Origin of the sequence: Stackebrandtia soli (genome assembly GCF_965137155.1) — a bacterium.
Classification (GTDB): Bacteria; Actinomycetota; Actinomycetes; order Mycobacteriales; family Micromonosporaceae; genus Stackebrandtia; species Stackebrandtia soli.
Map to the genome: position 1 here is coordinate 1 of NZ_CBCRZX010000089.1, position 2,928 is coordinate 2,928.

The 2,928-nt window shown below is 68.6% G+C and carries 2 protein-coding genes and 1 pseudogene; 2 read left to right on the forward strand and 1 reads right to left on the reverse strand.

Annotated features, from left to right (window positions below; genetic code table 11):
- Positions 1-594: pseudogene (locus ACM9NP_RS23880) on the reverse strand (hypothetical protein); the annotation flags it as partial.
- Positions 595-1,116: 522 nt separating this feature from the next.
- On the opposite strand from ACM9NP_RS23880, the gene ACM9NP_RS23885 reads away from it, so the two are divergent.
- Positions 1,117-1,395: a hypothetical protein gene (locus ACM9NP_RS23885; RefSeq protein WP_415649028.1), complete on the forward strand. Its 279-nt coding sequence runs from the start codon at positions 1,117-1,119 to the stop codon at positions 1,393-1,395.
- A 4-nt stretch (positions 1,396-1,399) separates the two neighbouring features.
- A complete protein-coding gene (locus ACM9NP_RS23890; protein ID WP_415649029.1) occupies positions 1,400-1,762 on the forward strand; it encodes a hypothetical protein in 363 nt (120 codons plus the stop codon).
- The last annotated feature ends 1,166 nt before the right edge of the window (positions 1,763-2,928 follow it).

Below are 2,928 nucleotides of genomic sequence, written 5' to 3' on the forward strand. Positions count from 1 at the left end.
GGGTGCGGGGGGTCGCGTGTTGGAGTCCTCGCGCTGTGACGTCGTACTATGAGAGTCGACAACAACTGCGTGAGGCGTTTGCGCGGCAAGGATTTCAGGTGGCGGTGATGAAGGGTTCACGATGGCGGGCGCGGTCGCGTCGGCTCCTGCCGCCTGCGTCGACACGACGCCCGGGTACGGCTGCCCGTACGCGATCTCGGTCGGTTGGTGATCCCGCTGCGCGGCGGGTGTCAACGGATGCGCCGACGGCGGGGACGGTGAATTGATGAGGGTCGATAGTTCGATCTTCGCGGTGACCGCGACCGATCCCCACACGACGAGTCCGGACCCGACGAGGACGCTCGCGGCGACGATCCCCCAGCGCAGCAGTTCGTCGTCGACCGGGACCAGCCACGCCCCCATGGCGATGCCGATCGCGACGAGCAGCACGCCGACGGCGATGCCGATGCGAGCCGACAGCGGGCCGATGACCGATCGCCCGGCGGACGGCCACTTCGCGGCGGCCTTCGCCGAACCCAGCGCTGCCGCCGCGAGTCCAGTGAGGACGGTCCCGGCTATCGCCAGCGCCGACGCGGCGATGATGATGCGCAGCATCGGAGTGCCTTCCTGTCGGAATGATCGAGTGCCTAACGATCGCAGCGTCTGGCCCGCGTCCGCTACCCCCGAACGGGCCGGTTTCGGGCGAATGCCCCACCGGCGCCCGTACCTGAGGCTAAGGCATGTTCGGGACGTCGCCTCCCTGACGAGAGGCGGTGTCGGCGAGCGTGTCGCGAGTCCGAGTCCCTTCGGATTCCCGGTGTCCGCCACGATTCCGTCGGGCCGGAACACCGCCGATCGGACGACGACGCCGCGACGCGCGGCCGGGTCGACGTTCGGCTCGAACGGCTTTCCCGAACCCGCCCGCGGGCGGGAAACCCCCACACCATCCACAACGGGCTACCGGATTCGCGATGACGGCCATATCCTGCCAACGGCGGGTGACGTTCGATACTGTCGCGTTTCGGACAGACGATCACGAACCCGCTGGTTGAAGCGGTGCCGCGAAACGGGCACGCGGTCAACGGTTTCGCTGGACGCGGTTTTCGTGTTCCCTGTATCGGAGAAGGAATTGAGGCCATGAAAGACACAGTGCTGCTACTGGCGATCCGGGCGCAGGAGGAGGCCCCCCAGATCGCGACGGAAGGGATCATCTCCTTCTTCATCTCGAAGATCGCGCCGATCCTGTTGGCGATTCTCGGGATCATCTTCATCGCCAGAGCGAACAAGGGAGAGGTGTCGCGCGTGCTGACGTCGTCGACGATCGCGATCGTCGGTCTCGCCTTCGTCGCGGGTGCCGTCACTCTCGTCGCGTTCGGCGAGGGGCTCGTCAGCATCCTGTTCACCGAAGGCGAATGACGCCGTGAAGCTGCGCACCGACGACGACATCTACCGGGCCCGGTTGCTGTATCTGGGTCCGCCCGGGTACACGTTCCCGGTCCACCTGCCGTACGCCCAGTATGGAGTCTTCGCCGCGCTGCTCGCGTTGTACATGTTCATCCACTGGACGTTCACGTTCACAGTGGAACTCATCCCGGCCTGGGAGATCGCCCTGGCCATGGTCTCCACTTCGTTGCTGTTCCGGTACGTCGACCCGGACCGGCCCGCGCGCGCCGTCGTGCGCACCGTCCTCACCGACTGGCGCCGCACCAGGGAACCCGTCGACGAACTGCGGGACCGGCGCTACTCGGCCAGCCGCATCCGCATTCGTAAGGAGCTGGTATGACGTCCACCCCGCCGTCCCCTCGGCAGGAGCCCTCGGGCGAGCCGCGCCCCATCGCCTTGTTCAAGGCGCCCAAGGCGGCCTCCCGACGCCCCGACGCTGAGGACTCGACGACCGCGATCGCGGACGCGGTGTTCGGGACGAGCGCGGCCGACGAAGCGTCGGCGGGCGCCACGGACGATCCCCAGGGCGACTCGGCCTCCGAACCTCAGCCGCGACACGCCACGCCACCTGCGAAAAACCCGGAGTCCTCAGCGACTTATCCACAGGGTTATCCACAGGCCGAGGCAGTGGCGGAGCCTGTTCGTCCACAGGTCAGTCCACAGGAATCGCCGAGTTATCCACAGGTTGAGGGCAGTTATCCACAGGAAGACCCGAGTTATCCACAGGTTGGGGGAAATCCCGTCGCCACCGATGGTGACGGTTATCCACAGACCTCGGATGAGCCGTCATCGCGTGCCACTCGGCCGCGTCTCGCCGACATCGTCGAACCGGTCCAGCCCGAACCGGAGAACCCGTTCGCGGAGGCCGAGGCGCGGGTTCTCGCTCAGATTCAAGCGCGCCAACGGGCGCAGCGATACGCGGTAGGCACCGCCGAGGCGAGCTCGGGTGCGAAGGACGAGCGACGTCGCGACGAGGCCGCCCCGCGTCCGACCGAGAAGCCCCGTGCGAAGACGAATCCCTTCGCGGAGGCCGAGGCGACGCAACGCGCCCAGGACAGGGCCCGGCAGGCCTCCGCCGAGCGCGCTCGTGCCGAGGCCGCCGCGAAGGCCCGCGCGGAGGCGTTGGCGGCGCAGCAGGCGGCGATCGCGTCGCAGCGTGCGCAGGCCGCTCAGCGGCGCGCGGTCTCGGCTCCGCCGACGGGTTCGCCCGTCGTCAGTCCGACGCCGCAACGGTTCGTTCCCCCGCCGCCGTCGGTTCCGGTGTCCGACGCCCCCGTGTCACCGTCCACCATGGCCAATCCGGCTCCGGTGTCGCCGAGCGCGCCCGAGGCGCCGAACACCCGGGTCGAGCCGAGTTATCCACAACCGGTGAGTTATCCACAGGCCGAGGCGCCCGAGGTCGACAGCCAGGCGTGGCAGCCGACTACCGTCAGCAGTGGGGCGGNGCCACGGGGGTGTGATCCGGTGCCGTCCGACCCCGGGGGCCACCAGCCTCCGCCCCACTGC

Bases quoted from the DNA above. Each gene is read 5' to 3' on its own strand.
- ACM9NP_RS23885 (WP_415649028.1), top strand. From the start codon at position 1,117: ATGAAAGACACAGTGCTGCTACTGGCGATCCGGGCGCAGGAGGAGGCC.